Here is a 14,277-nt window from a genome sequence, read left to right as displayed (position 1 = left end):
CCTCCATGGCTGTACAGACGGTTGCAACCACCCAGAATTCGGTCGATCTCGGTCCCGCGACCGGCCTCTCCTGCCGCGAGTGCGGCGAGCGGTTCGCGCTCGGCCCGATCTTCGCCTGTGAGCTGTGTTTCGGCCCGCTCGAAGTCGCGTACGACCTTCCCACCGGTGACCCCGAGGCGCTGCGCAAGCAGATCGAGGCCGGCCCCGCCAACATCTGGCGCTACGCCCCGCTGCTGCCCGTCCCGACGGACGTCGCCGTGAAGCCCAATCTGAACCCCGGCTGGACCAAGCTCGTCCAGGCCGACAACCTCGCCGCCGCGCTCGGTGTCGAGCCGGGCAAGCTGTTCGTCAAGGACGACTCCGGAAACCCGACGCACTCCTTCAAGGACCGCGTCGTCGCCCAGGCCCTCGAGGCCGCCCGCGCCTTCGGCTTCACCACCCTGTCCTGCTCCTCCACCGGCAACCTGGCCGGCGCCGTCGGCGCCGCGGCCGCCCGCGCCGGCTTCCGCTCCTGCGTGTTCATCCCGCACGACCTCGAGCAGGGCAAGGTCGTCATGGCCGCGGTCTACGGCGGCGAACTCGTCGGCATCGAGGGCAACTACGACGACGTCAACCGCTTCTGCTCCGAGCTCATCGGCGACCCGCTGGGCGAGGGCTGGGGCTTCGTCAACGTCAACCTGCGGCCGTACTACGCCGAGGGCTCCAAGACCCTCGCGTACGAGATCTGCGAGCAGCTCGGCTGGCAGCTGCCCGACCAGCTGGTCATCCCGATCGCCTCCGGCTCCCAGCTCACCAAGATCGACAAGGGTCTGCAGGAGCTCATCAAGCTCGGCCTCGTCGAGGACAAGCCGTACAAGATCTTCGGCGCCCAGGCCGAGGGCTGCTCCCCGGTCTCCGTCGCCTTCAAGGCCGGCCACGACGTCGTACGGCCCCAGAAGCCGAACACGATCGCCAAGTCCCTCGCCATCGGCAACCCGGCCGACGGCCCGTACGTCCTCGACATCGCCCGCCGCACGGGCGGCGCCGTGGAGGACGTGAACGACGAGCAGGTCGTGGACGCCATCAAGCTGCTCGCCCGCACCGAGGGCATCTTCGCCGAGACCGCGGGCGGCGTGACCGTCGGCGTGACGAAGAAGCTCGTCGAGGCCGGCGTCCTCGACCCCACGCTGACGACGGTGGTCCTCAACACCGGCGACGGCCTCAAGACCCTCGACGCGGTCGCCGAGACCTCTCAGGCCACCGCCGTCATCCGCCCGAGCCTGGACGCGTTCCGCGACGCCGGCCTGGCCCACTGAGCCGACTGAAGCGACGACAAGGGAGAAGCCATGAGCGTCAACGTCCGCATCCCCACCATCCTCCGCACCTACACGGGCGGGCAGTCCGAGGTCCCGGCCGAGGGCACCACCCTGGGTGAGGTCATCGCCGACCTGGAGAAGAACCACACGGGCATCGCCGCCCGCGTCCTCGACGACCAGGGCAAGCTTCGCCGCTTCGTCAACGTGTACGTCAACGACGACGACGTCCGCTTCGAGCAGGGCCTGGAGACGGCGACGCCGGACGGTGCGGGCGTCTCGATCATCCCGGCCGTCGCCGGAGGCTGACCGTCGAGCGCAGTGCCGGCGGCTGCCGAGTTACCCGCGGTATCCGAATTGCCCCTTCTGGTGAAGAACCGGAGGGGGCAATTCTGCATGGTTGAGCGCGGTAGAGTTGGGGAAGTCCCCTCCGCTGCTCGTGCCAGACGCATATGAGAATGCGCCCGCACGCGACAAGAAGCAGCCAAAATACCTGAGCATTGTGTACTTTTTGCGCCCTTTTCCGGGCCTGATTTGCCCCGGAAATCAAGGAAATCTCCGCAATTCTCCTTTACGGCTCGCTCAGATTTCTCGTCCGATTGACCTGTTGCAGAGGGCAGTTGGGCAGATACATTCAGCCGCGGTCGACGCGTTCCGGCGCAGGGTCTGACCCGGGTTCGCGAAGTGCGGATCCGCGCAAGGGCCAGTAATAGGGGAGTTAGGCATGGCTCAGGGCACCGTCAAGTGGTTCAACGCGGAGAAGGGCTACGGCTTCATCGCGGTCGACGGTGGTGCGGATGTTTTCGTCCACTACAGCGCGATTCAGATGGACGGCTACCGCACCCTCGAGGAGGGGCAGCGGGTCGAGTTCGAGATCTCGCAGGGCCAGAAGGGCCCGCAGGCCGACATGGTCAAGCTCGCCGTCTGACTGCGGCGCGATCGGCCACCGACGCACTTCGTTCGAGGGGCCCGCATCCACCTGGATGCGGGCCCCTCGCGCGTGTGCCGGCGCGTGTACCGGACGGCGGCGACAGCGTGCCCGATCCCCGGAAGACGCTTGCGCCCACCCGTCACCCGACCACCACCCCTTGTGCGACGTCCCTTCGGGACGGCCTTGCACTCTCCTGGGTCGAGTGCTAATCATTGGCGTTAGCACTCTCCCAGTGAGAGTGCTTACGAGGATCGGGCAGACGAGGTCCGCAGGCCGGGCGGGGCAAGGAACCGCACGGCACGCAGACCGTCCGTCGCGGGCGTCGGCGCGGTCCTGGAGCGTTATCCACCCCATGTCCGGGAGGACCACTTCACATGGCCAAGATCATCGCGTTCGACGAGGAGGCCCGGCGCGGTCTCGAGCGCGGCATGAACCAGCTCGCTGACGCCGTCAAGGTCACCCTCGGCCCCAAGGGCCGTAACGTCGTCCTCGAGAAGAAGTGGGGCGCCCCCACGATCACCAACGATGGTGTCTCCATCGCCAAGGAGATCGAGCTCGAGGACCCGTACGAGAAGATCGGCGCCGAGCTGGTCAAGGAAGTCGCCAAGAAGACGGACGACGTCGCCGGCGACGGTACGACCACCGCGACCGTTCTCGCCCAGGCGCTCGTCCGCGAGGGCCTGCGCAACGTGGCGGCCGGCGCCAACCCGATGGCCCTGAAGCGCGGTATCGAGAAGGCCGTCGAGGCCGTCTCCGGCGCGCTGCTCGACCAGGCCAAGGAGGTCGAGACCAAGGAGCAGATCGCCTCCACCGCCTCCATCTCCGCCGCCGACACCCAGATCGGCGAGCTCATCGCCGAGGCCATGGACAAGGTCGGCAAGGAAGGCGTCATCACCGTCGAGGAGTCCCAGACCTTCGGTCTGGAGCTGGAGCTCACCGAGGGTATGCGCTTCGACAAGGGCTACATCTCGGCGTACTTCGCCACCGACATGGAGCGTATGGAGGCCTCGCTCGAGGACCCGTACATCCTCATCGCCAACTCCAAGATCGGCAACGTGAAGGACCTCCTTCCGCTGCTCGAGAAGGTCATGCAGTCCGGCAAGCCGCTGCTGATCATCGCCGAGGACGTCGAGGGCGAGGCCCTGTCGACCCTGGTCGTCAACAAGATCCGCGGCACCTTCAAGTCCGTCGCCGTCAAGGCGCCGGGCTTCGGCGACCGCCGCAAGGCCATGCTGAACGACATCGCCATCCTCACCGGCGGCACGGTCATCTCCGAGGAGGTCGGCCTCAAGCTCGAGAACGCCGGCGTCGACCTGCTGGGCCGCGCCCGCAAGGTCGTCATCACCAAGGACGAGACCACCATCGTCGACGGTGCCGGTGACAGCGAGCAGGTCGCGGGCCGCGTGAACCAGATCCGCGCCGAGATCGAGAACTCGGACTCGGACTACGACCGCGAGAAGCTCCAGGAGCGCCTCGCGAAGCTGGCCGGCGGCGTGGCCGTCATCAAGGCCGGCGCCGCGACCGAGGTCGAGCTCAAGGAGCGCAAGCACCGCATCGAGGACGCCGTTCGCAACGCGAAGGCGGCCGTCGAGGAGGGCATCGTCGCCGGCGGTGGCGTCGCCCTGCTGCAGGCCTCCGAGGTCTTCGAGAAGCTGGAGCTGGACGGTGACGAGGCCACCGGTGCCGCCGCCGTCAAGCTGGCGCTCGAGGCCCCGCTGAAGCAGATCTCCGTGAACGCCGGCCTCGAGGGTGGCGTCATCGTGGAGAAGGTGCGCAACCTGCCCGTCGGCCACGGCCTGAACGCCGCCACCGGCGAGTACGTCGACATGATCGCCGAGGGCATCATCGACCCGGCGAAGGTCACGCGCTCCGCGCTGCAGAACGCGGCCTCCATCGCCGCGCTGTTCCTCACCACCGAGGCCGTCATCGCCGACAAGCCGGAGAAGGCCGCCGCGGCCGCCCCGGGCGGCATGCCGGGCGGTGACATGGACTTCTGATCCGCTCGCGGATCGGCCGTTCCCGAAGCAGTACGCGAAGGGCGGCACCCCCACCGGGGGTGCCGCCCTTCGGCGTGTTCAGCGGGCGCGCGTCACAGCACGTCGACGTCGTCCGGCGTCGCCGTGGAGTTGAAGTGCGTGGCGTCACCCATGTACCGGATCAGGTAGCGCCCGTCCACGGTCGCCGTCGTCCGGAACGAACACAGGCCGTTCGTCGCCGACTTGGAGGTGCCGAGCAGCTTCCACGTCGTCTGCCCCTTCGGCAGGAACCACAGCCCCACCGCCTGCCCGCCGTACGGCTTCCACACCCCCGACACGACCTGCTGCAGCCCGCCGGTCACCGTCACCACCGCGCCCTTGCGCACCGGCTCCGGCGCCGCGTTCAGCGAGATGACGCGGGTCTGGGTACGGGAGAGGCGGACGACCGGGCCGAAGCTCTCGGCCATGGTGTCGGTGGCGGGGTGGTGGACGCGGAACCAGCCGCCGGTGCTGCTGCGGCCGGTGACGCTGAACGGGTACCCGCCGGGGGAGGCGTCGCCGGTGCCGATCACCTTCCAGCCCGTGCGGCCGTCCGCGGAGTACTCCAGCAGCATCTGCTGGGTCTCGGACCCCTGGAAGCCGAAGGTGTACTGCAGCTTGCCCGTCAGCGTGACCGTCGTGTCGGCCGCGAGGGTGCCGCGCACGTCCTCGATGTGGGACTCGCCCGGCATGGCCACCTGACCGCCGGCGCTTCCGCTGAGGAACACATCGGTCGGCGCCACGTACCAGCTGCCCCCGTACTGCCCCGGCGCACCCTTGAAGAGGGCGCTGTAGCGGCCGTCGGCGTCGGTGGTCGCCAGCCGCACCATCCCGCCGACGTTGACCCGCACCTCGGTGCCGGCGATCGGTGTACCGCCGTCCGTGGCGATCACGCGGCCGCTGAGGGTGAAGGGCTCACCGGGCAGGACACGGGTCTTGTCCGCCGCGCCGGTCACCGTCACCGGGCGGGCCGTGACGCCGTAGACGCCGTCCTGCCGCGTCAGGGAGCCGTGGACCTCTTCGCTGTCCTCCGAGAAGGCGAGGCCGTACAGGCTGGAGGCGGTGGTCAGCCGGTAGGGCTCGGCGGCGAACGAGCCGTCCGCGGCCACGGCGACCGACTGCGCCGACTCCACGGGGTGGGTGACCGAGACCCGTACCGTACGGCCCGCCAGCGGGACCGCGTCGCCGGAGCCGGGCTGAATGCCCGTCAGCCTGCCCGCCGGGCGGGCGACCGGGTCGCTCCACGACGGGTTCCCGACCTCGAACGTCGCCTCCGGCCGGAGCGTGAAGTCCAGCGTTCCCGCGTCCCGCCGGGTGAGCTTGTTGCCCTTGCTGTCCTCGGCGGTGACGTCGATCGCGTACCGGCCGAGGTCGGGGATCTGCCCGCCGTCCTCGGTCAGCTTCAGCGGGGTCTCGGCGGGCAGCCGGTACCAGCCCGCCGCCTCCGCCGCGGTCAGCGCGGGCAGTTCGACGAGGACCTGGTCGCCCTTGCGGATCGTCGCCGAGACGGAGGTGACCGTGCCGTCCGGCGCGTCGGTCCAGGCCGAGACCTGGAACGCGCCGCGCTGGTGGTCGAACGTGGTGGCCCGGCCGATGCCGACGGTCGGGGTGTCCGCGGCGAGGGCCGGGGCGGCGCCCGCGGTCAGGGCGAGCACGGTCGCGGCCGCGGTCAGGGAGTTCCTGAGATCAGCGCGCATCGATGTACACCGCCTTCGTCTCGCTGTAGAAGTAGCCGGTCAGCGGCTGGGTGACCATCGCCCAGGACCCGTCGCCGTAGTTGGTGGCGGTGAACCGGAAGCCGCCGTTCGTCGCGGTCTTGATGTTCTTCTTGACCCAGTACCACTGGCTCTCGCCGCGCGGCTTGAAGATCAGCGTCACGTACTGGCCGCCCATCGGCTTCCAGACCCCGGAGACCTGCTTCTGCACGGCGCCGGACACGGTCATCGTGCCGTTCGTGGTGGGGCGGGTGGGGCTGATCGTGAAGGAGGAGAACCGGGTCGGGATGCGGGTCTGGAAGACCGGCTTCGACACCGCCGTGACGTACCGGTCGGTCTCGGCGTGCACGACGCGGTAGTACGCGCGGACCCAGCCGTTCACCGAGATGTCGAACGGGCAGCTGGACGTGCCGCTGTACGAGGTCTGGCTCCAGCGCAGGCTGCGCCAGGTCAGGCCGTCCAGCGAGTACTGGATCGCGACGGGCTCGGACCCGCACTCGACGGCGCTGAACCTGCCGGTGGCCCGGACCGTGCCGTACGGGTCGATCGCGATCTTGACGTCGGTGAAGGCGGCGGCCCGGGGAACGGCGATGCTGCCGCGTGCGTACGGCAGCTCGCGCAGGTAGACCGAGGGCCGGACGTGGGTGAACACGTCGGTCGTGACGGTCGCCTTCGCGGGATACGCGAAGGTACCGTCGGCGGCCACGTCCGCGCCCCCCATCGGGCGGTCCACGACGTGGTCCCAGTAGTTCGGGTAGTCCGGCGACGAGACGACGGGCGCGCCGGTGAACGGCTGCCAGCCGTCGTTGGTGAGGCGTTCGACGCGGCCCGTGACGTTGACGCTCTGGCCCTGGCGGACGCGGAACTTGTCGAGGGCGGCGTTGATCCGGTACCTGGTCTCCTCGGCGCCGACGGTCTTGCGGACCTGGTGCGTGGCGTCGGGGTCGGTGTCGGCTGCCGGTTCGACCACGGTGGCGGTGGCGCTGCCGACCCGCGCGTTCGGCGTGAAGGGCACGGAGAACGCGCCGCCGTCGCCGGTGACGGCGGTGGCCTGGGCCGAGGAGCTCGGCCCGTCCTGCAGGGCCAGCGTGACCTTCACCTTGGTCCCGGCCCGCGCGGGTCCGCGCGTGCCGGTCGACGGGTCGAAGGTCGTCGCCTTGCCGGAGAGCACCACCTGGCGGTGGTCCCAGTCCGTCGTCGTGCGGTCGAAGGCGGTCTCGGCGACGCCCGTGTGGAGCTTGTACGCGAAGGTGCCGCCGGTCCAGTGCTGAACCGTTCCGCCGGGCAGCCGGTACTCGACGGAGACCGGGTACGTGCCGAAGGCGGTGCCCTCGGGCAGCCGGACGGCCGCGGCGGTGGCCCAGCCCTCGCGGGCGTCGGTGGCCCAGTCGTAGTCGTGCCAGGTCAGCTCGTCGGTGGCGAACAGCACGGGGGCGTCCGCGGCGGTGGACGCGTGGACGTTCACCTTCACCCAGAGCGCGCCGGACGGCAGCCCGATGTCGAGCCGCCCGTCGTCGAGCGTGGTGGTACGGGTGACCGTCGCGGTCTCCGCGTGGACCGCGGGCGCCGCGACGAGGGCGGGAGCAGCGACCCCCGCCGAAAGGACGAACACGGCCGCGGCACGCACGAGGGCATGCGGCGGCCTGCGCTTCGAGCGCAACAAGGGACCCCCCACAGGTCAGAAAGCGCGGCGCGCGTGTCGCGTCGGCCGCGTAGGGAGCACGATAGCGTGTGGGCTTGAACGTGTTCAATCAAGTTGGTCGCGGGGTCGGCGCGACGGGTGGGGGTGCCGCGGCCGGGGGTCTGCGCGATCCTGTTGGGGTGAGTGTGCTGAGTGAGCAGGGGCTGGTCGTGCCGCGGCTCGCGGCGGTCTCCGCGGCGGGCGAGGAGTTCGCGCTGCGCCGCTGGGAGCTGACCGACCTGCCCCTGGTGCGGGAGGCGTCCACGGACCCGTACATCCCGCTGATCACGACCGTCCCGCCGGAGTACAGCCGCGCGGAGGGCGAGGCGTTCGTCCACCGCCAGTGGGCCCGGGCGGAGCAGGGCACCGGCTACCCGTTCGTCGTGGAGCGCCGCTCCGACGCCCGCGCCGTCGGCGCGGTCGGACTGTGGCTGCGCGACCTGCCCGAGGGCCGGGGCACCCTCGGGTACTGGATCTCCCCGCGCTGCCGCGGCGCGGGCGCGGCCGGCGCGGCCCTGGGCGCGGTCGCCGACTGGGCGCAGCGCGAGCTGAACATCCCGCGGCTCCAGCTCTTCGTCGAACCCTGGAACACCGCCTCCTGCCGCACCGCCGAACGCGCGGGCTTCGTCCGCGAGGGCCTGCTGCACTCCTGGCAGGAGGTCGGCGGGGAGCGGAAGGACATGGTGCTGTACGGGAGGGCGTGAGCGGTTCGGGGGCTTCCCCGGGACGGGAGGGACGGCAGGTCAGGAGTCGCGCCACCGTTGGGTGGCGTCACCCGGGTCGCAGGGCTTGGAGCCGACGGCGTACCCGTCGCTCATGTACAGGCAGCGCTTCTCGGCGACGTTCTGCAGGAGCCTGCCACCGGACGTCGTCGCGTAGACCTTCCACAACTGGGCGTCGGAGCCGTTGCAGGGCTGGGAGTCCATGCCCGCGTAGCTCTGCGACACCAGGCAGCTGCCGGTGGCCTTGCTGACCACCTTGAACGTGGTTCCGGAGACCGGCTGGTACGTCCAGGTGTACGTCCACGTGGCGCCGTTCGTCGCCGGAGTCCCGCACACCCGCGACCAGACGGCCGTGCTGCCGCCGTAGCCCTCCTCCTCGGACAGGCACTGCCCGTTGGAGGCGTTCCGCATCAGATGGCTGCCCGAGGGCGCGGGCTGCTGTGCCGGAGGCTTCTGGACCGGGGGCTTCTCCGCGGCCGGCTTCCGGGCCGGAGTCGGGTCGCCGCCGCCCGAGGCCCCGGGGGCCGGCGCCGGTGCCGTGCCGCCGGCGGGCGGGCTGGTGACGGTACCGGGGGAGGCGCTGCCCGCGGCGGAGGGGGCGGGGGAGCCGTCGGGGCCGCGCGTGCCAGGGGGTGTCGGGCCGGCGGTGATCGAGGCCGTGCGGGACGAGGAGGGCTTGGGGCTCGCGTTCAGGTCCTGGACGTACGGGAGGAGCGCGACGGTCAGGGTGGTGCCCGCGCCGATGACGACCGGGACGGCGAAGACCAGCAGCCGCGACCGCTTGCGGGCGGGGGCCGGGGCGGGGGCGGGAGGCTTCGTGGCGCCGCCGTCCGCCGCGGGGACCGGCGGGGCCACCGGCTCCGGCTTCTCGTCCTCGTCCGGCAGGACCGGTGGCACGGCCGCGAAGGCCACCCGCTCGGCGATCCGCGCCGCCACGGCCGCCGGCCAGGGGGAGGCAGGAGTGCCGCCGAGCTGCAGCGTCGCCCCCGCGCGCTCGGCCGCCAGGTGCTCGTCCGCCAGCGCGACCAGCCGCTCCGCGGACGGGCGGTCCTCCGGGTCCTTCGACAGGCAGGACGTGACGATCGCGGCCAGATGCGCGTCGTTCTCGGGCAGCGCGCCGAGGTCCGGCTGCTCGTGGACGATGCGGTACAGCAGCTCGAGACCGGAGCCGTCACCGAACGGCGGCCGGTTGTTGGCGGCGTACAGCAGCAGGCTGCCGAGCGCGAACACATCGGCCGCGCCGGAGAGTTCACGACTGGCGACCGCCTGCTCGGGAGCCATGTACGCGGGCGTGCCGACGACCATCCCGGTCTTGGTGAGCCGGCTCTGGTCCGCGGCGCGGGCCACTCCGAAGTCGATGAGCGTCACGCCGTCCGCCGTCAGCATCACGTTGGACGGCTTGAGGTCGCGGTGCACCATGTCCGCCGCGTGCACCACCACGAGCCCCGCCGCCGCCTCGCGCAGCAGCCGCCACAGGGCCGGGCCGGGCAGCGGGCCGTCGTGGAGCCGTACCGCCTCGCTCAGGGTGATGCCGGGGATGTACCCGGTCGCGAACCATGGCGGCCGCGCGGTGCGGTCGCTGGCGAGGAGTCGGGCGCCGGCGTTCCCGGGCAGCCGGGCCAGGTTGTCCAGCTCGTGCCCGAAGTGCCGCAGGAAGTCCTGGTCCTCGGCCAGCGCCGGCAGCACCTGCTTGACCGCCGCGTACGAGCCCGGCCGCCCGGCCTCACCCCGCGTGGCGCCGAGATACACCCGGCCCATGCCGCCCGCGCCCAGCAGCCCCAGCAGCCGGAAGGATCCGATCCGTCGCGGATCGTCCGGTTGCAGCGGGGTGGCGCCGCTGCCGGTCAGAGTGACGTCGTGGTCCGTTCCCCCGGTCATGCGGGACAGGCTATCGGCTGTGATCCAGGGGGAGTTGGCCGGAGCGGCCCTCGGGGGCTAACCCCCGGCGAGGTCCGGCTGCTGCCCGGATGGGACGGTGACGCTCCGTCAGCAACTCTTGTCCCATGACCACTTACCGATGCACCACCACCCTGCTGGCCGCCCTGTCCACCGCCGTCGTCGTCGGCGCCCTGCTGCCCATGACCCCCGCCTCCGCCGTGTCCCCTTCCCCCGCCGCCCCGCTCGACTGGACGGCCTGCGGGCCCGAGGGGCAGGGCCAGGAGTGCGCGAAGCTGACGGTGCCGCTGGACTACCGCGACCCGGCCGGCGAGCAGATCGCCCTCGCCGTCACCCGGATCCGCAGCACCCGGCCGGAAGCCCGCCGCGGCACCCTCATGATGATCCCCGGCGGACCCGGAGGCTCCGGGGTGGAGCGGCTCACGCAGAAGGGCCCGCGGCTCGCGCAGGAGACCGGCGGGGCGTACGACCTCGTCGCCTTCGACCCGCGCGGCGTCGGCGGCAGCACCCGGGCCAACTGCCGGCTCGACGCCGCCGACCGTCTGATGGTGACCCTGCGGTCCTGGCCCGCCGCGGACGGCCGCGTCGACGAGAACATCGCGCGCTCCCGGCGTACCGCCGAGGCCTGCGCCCGCAACGGCGGCGCGATCCTCGACAGCCTCACCACCGCCAACCAGGTCCGCGACCTGGACCGGCTGCGCCGCGCCCTCGGCGAGCGGCGGCTCTCCGCCTGGGGCACCTCGTACGGCGCGTACGTCGCCGCCCAGTACGCCCAGAAGTTCCCGCACCGCACCGACCGCATCGTCCTCGACAGCAGCGCCGACCCCGACCCGAAGCGGGTCGCGCAGGGCTGGATGCGGGACATGGCGAAGGGCGCGGAGGACCGGTTCCCCGACTTCGCCGCCTGGGCCGCGCACGCCGACCGCGGCGGACTCCGGCTCGCCGAGCGGCCCGAGGACGTGCGCCCGCTGTTCCTGGCCCTCGCGGCCCGCCTGGACCGGGAGCCGGTACCGAGCACGACGCCCGGGGTGGCGGTCGACGGGAACGTCCTGCGGCAGGCCCTGCAGAACGCCCTCTACAGCGACGGCGCGTTCTCCTCCATGGCCCGGCTGATCAAGGCCGCCCAGGACCCGGCCGCCGGTACCGACCCCACCCGCCGGCCCGTCCTGCCGCCCGCGCTCACCGGGCCGCTCGGCGACGAGGACGCGGCGATCACGGTCGGCGTCATCTGCAACGACGTCCGCTGGACCGGCACCGTGGCGGACTACCGTACGGCCGTCGCCGCCGACCGCACCGCGCACCCGCTCACGGCCGGCATGCCGGCCAACATCACGCCGTGCACCTTCTGGAAGACCCCGGCCTCGGCGGAGGAGCCCACCCGCCTGACGTCCGACGGCCCGTCCGACATCCTGATGATCCAGAACCGCCGCGACCCCGCCACGCCGCACTCCAGCGGCCTGAAGATGCGCGCGGCCCTCGGCGACCGCGCCCGCCTCGTCACCGTCGAACGGGGCGGCCACGGGGTCTACCTCGGCAACGGCAACGCCTGCGGCGACGCGACGGTCACCCGCTTCCTGCTCACCGGCGAGCGCCCGGAGCGGGACACGACCTGCCCGTAGTGGTCCACGTGCTACCGCACGACGTCGAACACGTTCTTCTGCACCCCGTTGGCGTACGCCTCGGCCTCGACCAGCTTCAGCTTCTGGACGTCCTTGTCCGTCGTGCTGAACAGCCGCTTGCCCGCGCCGAGCAGCAGCGGGAAGACCAGCAGGTGGTAGCGGTCGATCAGCCCGGCGTCGGAGAGGGCCCGGTTGAGGGTGGCGCTGCCGTGCATGATGATCGGCCCGCCGTCGGTCTCCTTCAGCGCGGCGACGTCCTCGACGGACCGCAGGATCGTGGTCTCGCCCCAGTTCGACACCAGGTCGTCCTCGGTGAGGGTGGTGGAGACGACGTACTTCGGCATCAGCCGGTAGTCGGCGAATTCCTCCATGTCGGGCCACACGGGGCTGAACGCCTCGTAGCTGGTCCGTCCCAGGAGCATCGCCGCGGCCTCCTTCTGCTCCCGGCCCTTGATCTCGTACGCCTCGGGCAGGAACTCGGTGTACTTGAACGTCCACCCCGAGTTCCGGTAGCCGGGCTCGCCGCCGGGGGCCTCCACGACGCCGTCGAGGGAGACGAAGGCGGTGCTGATGAGAGTACGCATGTGAAGCTCCTGAGGAACGGCGTTGTGTTTCCCGGTATTTCCGGCCGGTCGGCCCGCATGGTGCGTGCCTGCATGAAGGGGGACCGGGTCCGGGTCGAAAACTCATCGCCCGCGCTCGAACCGATTCGGCACGCGTGCGACGCTGCCCGCGCCGGGGGGCGGCGTGGGCCGTGGGGCATGTGCCGTGCGCTACGGCCGCCCCGCACTCGGCGGGAAGATCTGCAGCCGGGTCACGGGGGTGTACGGGAACTCCCCGGCGGGCAGGCAGCTGTCCTCCCGGACGGTGCTGAGACCGTCGCAGTGCTCGGCGCTCAGCCGCATGAAGACCGTACTCGTGTGCCGGCCGATGCTGAGCGCGTCCAGCGGACCTGCCGCGAACGAGGCGAAGAGGAAGCCGGACGCCTGGTCGGTCGAGGTGCGGCGCAGGACCTCCGGGCCGAACGAGTAGGTGCGCTCCCGGCGGGTGCCGATGTCCTGGACGATGCGGACGCCGAGGAGCTTGGCGCGGAAGTCGCTCATGGGGTCGTCGGGCAGCGAGGTCGTGTAGTCGGACGGGTACAGGAGCGGCGGGTCGCCGGCCTGGCGGGGCTGCGCGGTGCCCCAGCTCGGGAAGGAGCGGTACAACGTCTCGTCGGAGAACGCCTCGCGGCAGTCGGGCGGCCCCACGATCCGGTCGGTGATGCCGAGAAACGAGTTGAGCTCGGTCCCGTCGGGGGAGAAGCAGATGTGCTCCCGGGGCGGGACGGCCCGTGCGGTGGCGGCGGTGGCGGTGGTCTCGCCGGCTGCGGGCGGCGCTGTGGTGGCCCGGGCGGGGCCGGCCACCGTCGCGGCGAGTACGCCCGCGAGGGCGGCGGCGAGGGCTGCGGCGCGGAGGCGGGCGGTCAAGGCGGATCTCTTCCTGCGGGTGTACATGGGTTCGCCTTTCGACTGGGGACGACGCCGGTGAGCGTGTGGCACGCAGGAGGGGTGGTGCGGGGGACACGCCGCCGGTCCGCCACTTGCCGGATCGATGATCAGGCGATTGCCGGGCAGATGGCGGCCGTCCCACCCCGGGCACTACGGTGCGGGGCCATGACTGCTTTCGTACTCGTCTCAGGGGCATGGCTCGGTGCGTGGGCGTGGGAGGACGTCGCGGCGGAACTGAGGGAGGCAGGGCACGGCGCGTACCCGGTGACGCTGTCCGGGCTGGCGGAGAAGCGGGACCTGCCGGCCGGGCAGCAGACGCACGTGGCCGACATCGTGGCCGAGGTGGAGCGGCTCGGCGCGGAGGACGTCGTCCTCGTCGGCCACAGCTACTCCGGCATCCCGGTCGGCCAGGCCGCGGAGCGGATCGGGGACCGGCTGCGGCGGGTCGTCTTCGTCGACTCCGCGGTGCCGGAGCACGGCGCGTCGATGGCCTCCGCGTGGTGGCAGGGGCAGTCGGCCTTCGAGTCGGCGCTGGCCGAGAACGACGGGTACTGGATCCCGCTCACCGCCCCCGAGTTCGCGGGCCAGGACCTCACCGACGACCAGATCGCCCGCATCGTCGCGGGTGCGACGCCGCACCCCGGGGCGACGACCACCGAACCGGCCGTCCTGACGGGCTCGTTGGCGGACCTCCCGGCGACGTACGTCAAGTGCCTCATGGACGGCGAGGAGCCGTCGCCGGACGTCGCGGAGCTGCTGAAGAGCGACCGCTGGCGCCTGGTCGAGATGGACACCGGCCACTGGCCGATGTTCTCCCGCCCGCGCGAACTGGCGGGCATCCTGCTGACGGAGACGGCGGGGGCGTGAGGGGTGGGAGCGGGCGCGAGCGGGTGCGTGGGCGTGAGCGGTGTGAACG

The 14,277-nt window shown here is 71.7% G+C and carries 12 protein-coding genes; 7 read left to right on the top strand and 5 right to left on the bottom strand.

The genetic code is table 11. The features are described 5' to 3' along the window. The first annotated feature begins 5 nt into the window (after positions 1-5). The 4 genes from thrC to groL all read left to right on the top strand — a co-directional run bounded on the left by thrC (position 6) and on the right by groL (position 4,220). On the top strand, positions 6-1,295 hold the full coding sequence (gene thrC, locus ABZO31_RS14940) for a threonine synthase (RefSeq protein WP_406861704.1): 1,290 nt from the start codon (positions 6-8) through the stop codon (positions 1,293-1,295). 30 nt (positions 1,296-1,325) lie between these two features. Further along, positions 1,326-1,601: a MoaD/ThiS family protein gene (locus ABZO31_RS14935; protein WP_406861703.1), complete on the top strand. Its 276-nt coding sequence runs from the start codon at positions 1,326-1,328 to the stop codon at positions 1,599-1,601. Positions 1,602-2,016: 415 nt separating this feature from the next. Further along, complete coding sequence (locus ABZO31_RS14930) at positions 2,017-2,220, top strand: cold-shock protein (protein WP_005315736.1); 204 nt, start codon at positions 2,017-2,019, stop codon at positions 2,218-2,220. Between the two features lie 377 nt (positions 2,221-2,597). Then, positions 2,598-4,220, top strand: coding sequence for a chaperonin GroEL (gene groL, locus ABZO31_RS14925; RefSeq protein WP_406861702.1), 1,623 nt, complete (start codon positions 2,598-2,600; stop codon positions 4,218-4,220). A 92-nt stretch (positions 4,221-4,312) separates the two neighbouring features. On the opposite strand, the gene ABZO31_RS14920 is transcribed toward groL, so the two are convergent. Together ABZO31_RS14920 and ABZO31_RS14915 are read right to left on the bottom strand one after the other, a co-directional pair. Beyond that, positions 4,313-5,935, bottom strand: coding sequence for a hypothetical protein (locus tag ABZO31_RS14920; protein WP_406861701.1), 1,623 nt, complete (start codon positions 5,933-5,935; stop codon positions 4,313-4,315). Next, positions 5,925-7,580 carry a hypothetical protein gene (locus tag ABZO31_RS14915; protein WP_406861700.1) on the bottom strand — a complete coding sequence of 552 codons (1,656 nt, stop codon included), beginning with the start codon at positions 7,578-7,580 and terminating at the stop codon, positions 5,925-5,927. Before ABZO31_RS14915 ends, ABZO31_RS14920 begins: the two co-directional genes overlap by 11 nt. A gap of 194 nt (positions 7,581-7,774) precedes the next feature. On the opposite strand from ABZO31_RS14915, the gene ABZO31_RS14910 reads away from it, so the two are divergent. Beyond that, entirely contained in the window at positions 7,775-8,338 is a 564-nt protein-coding gene (locus ABZO31_RS14910; RefSeq protein WP_406861699.1) for a GNAT family N-acetyltransferase, read from the top strand. A gap of 39 nt (positions 8,339-8,377) precedes the next feature. Here ABZO31_RS14910 and ABZO31_RS14905 read toward each other — a convergent pair whose 3' ends face one another. Then, positions 8,378-10,234 carry a protein kinase domain-containing protein gene (locus tag ABZO31_RS14905; RefSeq protein WP_406861698.1) on the bottom strand — a complete coding sequence of 619 codons (1,857 nt, stop codon included), beginning with the start codon at positions 10,232-10,234 and terminating at the stop codon, positions 8,378-8,380. A gap of 125 nt (positions 10,235-10,359) precedes the next feature. Here ABZO31_RS14905 and ABZO31_RS14900 point away from each other — a divergent pair, with 125 nt between their 5' ends. Then, complete coding sequence (locus ABZO31_RS14900; protein WP_406861697.1) at positions 10,360-11,871, top strand: alpha/beta hydrolase; 1,512 nt, start codon at positions 10,360-10,362, stop codon at positions 11,869-11,871. Positions 11,872-11,882: 11 nt separating this feature from the next. On the opposite strand, the gene ABZO31_RS14895 is transcribed toward ABZO31_RS14900, so the two are convergent. Together ABZO31_RS14895 and ABZO31_RS14890 are read right to left on the bottom strand one after the other, a co-directional pair. Continuing rightward, positions 11,883-12,455 carry a dihydrofolate reductase family protein gene (locus tag ABZO31_RS14895; protein ID WP_406861696.1) on the bottom strand — a complete coding sequence of 191 codons (573 nt, stop codon included), beginning with the start codon at positions 12,453-12,455 and terminating at the stop codon, positions 11,883-11,885. A 189-nt stretch (positions 12,456-12,644) separates the two neighbouring features. After that, the gene (locus ABZO31_RS14890; RefSeq protein ID WP_406861695.1) at positions 12,645-13,340 is read right to left on the bottom strand and encodes a hypothetical protein; all 696 of its coding nucleotides are present in this window, start codon (positions 13,338-13,340) and stop codon (positions 12,645-12,647) included. A gap of 186 nt (positions 13,341-13,526) precedes the next feature. Here ABZO31_RS14890 and ABZO31_RS14885 point away from each other — a divergent pair, with 186 nt between their 5' ends. Next, the gene (locus ABZO31_RS14885) at positions 13,527-14,228 is read left to right on the top strand and encodes an alpha/beta fold hydrolase (protein ID WP_406861694.1); all 702 of its coding nucleotides are present in this window, start codon (positions 13,527-13,529) and stop codon (positions 14,226-14,228) included. The last annotated feature ends 49 nt before the right edge of the window (positions 14,229-14,277 follow it).

The organism is Streptomyces solicamelliae (assembly GCF_045348655.1).
In the GTDB taxonomy this organism is placed as follows: domain Bacteria; phylum Actinomycetota; class Actinomycetes; order Streptomycetales; family Streptomycetaceae; genus Streptomyces; species Streptomyces solicamelliae.
Note: the sequence above shows the minus strand (reverse complement) of the source record. Positions and strands in the feature narration are given on the sequence as shown.

Excerpts from the sequence above, each read along its gene's own strand:
- groL (WP_406861702.1), top strand. The coding sequence starts at position 2,598 with ATGGCCAAGATCATCGCGTTCGACGAGGAGGCCCGGCGCGGTCTCGAG.
- ABZO31_RS14920 (WP_406861701.1), bottom strand. The coding sequence starts at position 5,935 with ATGCGCGCTGATCTCAGGAACTCCCTGACCGCGGCCGCGACCGTGCTC.
- ABZO31_RS14930 (WP_005315736.1), top strand. The coding sequence starts at position 2,017 with ATGGCTCAGGGCACCGTCAAGTGGTTCAACGCGGAGAAGGGCTACGGC.
- ABZO31_RS14885 (WP_406861694.1), top strand. The coding sequence starts at position 13,527 with ATGACTGCTTTCGTACTCGTCTCAGGGGCATGGCTCGGTGCGTGGGCG.
- ABZO31_RS14900 (WP_406861697.1), top strand. The coding sequence starts at position 10,360 with ATGACCACTTACCGATGCACCACCACCCTGCTGGCCGCCCTGTCCACC.
- ABZO31_RS14935 (WP_406861703.1), top strand. The coding sequence starts at position 1,326 with ATGAGCGTCAACGTCCGCATCCCCACCATCCTCCGCACCTACACGGGC.
- thrC (WP_406861704.1), top strand. The coding sequence starts at position 6 with ATGGCTGTACAGACGGTTGCAACCACCCAGAATTCGGTCGATCTCGGT.
- ABZO31_RS14905 (WP_406861698.1), bottom strand. The coding sequence starts at position 10,234 with ATGACCGGGGGAACGGACCACGACGTCACTCTGACCGGCAGCGGCGCC.
- ABZO31_RS14895 (WP_406861696.1), bottom strand. The coding sequence starts at position 12,455 with ATGCGTACTCTCATCAGCACCGCCTTCGTCTCCCTCGACGGCGTCGTG.